General features: G+C 48.7%; 1 pseudogene. It reads right to left on the minus strand.

The annotated features are described in order from the left end of the window. Positions 1 to 218 (minus strand): annotated as a pseudogene (gene oppB, locus ACTHSP_RS22195) (oligopeptide transporter permease); the annotation flags it as partial. Positions 219 to 421 lie beyond the last annotated feature (203 nt).

Raw genomic sequence — 421 nt, forward strand, 5'->3', positions numbered from 1 at the left:
CCCTGCGCCAACTGCTTGAGGTAGTGGAAATATTGGAGGTACATCGGATCATTGAGGTGGTATTTGGCTTCGATGTTGGCCATGACCGCAGGCGGCAAATTGCGTTCGCCTGTGAACGGGCTGCCCGGTGCAAGCCGCATCAGGAAAAACGATACGGTAATCAACACCAGCATGGTCGGGATGGAAGCACATATCCGTTTGATGATGAATTTCAACATAATCAGGCTGTCCTGTCTGAACATACCGGACTCGTGAAAACAAAGCTGACCTGAAGCGGAAATCGGATGAATGGCAGCAGGCGTCTGTAACGTCGCCGCGCCGGTTTCTCTCTCTATTCCGACCGGGTTATTGTTTTTATTCGGAGTCGGGTAAGGTTTTTTTAGTTTTTAGATAATTGTTGTTATAAGGCCGTCTGAAACTT

The organism is Neisseria sp. P0001.S005 (assembly GCF_051963715.1).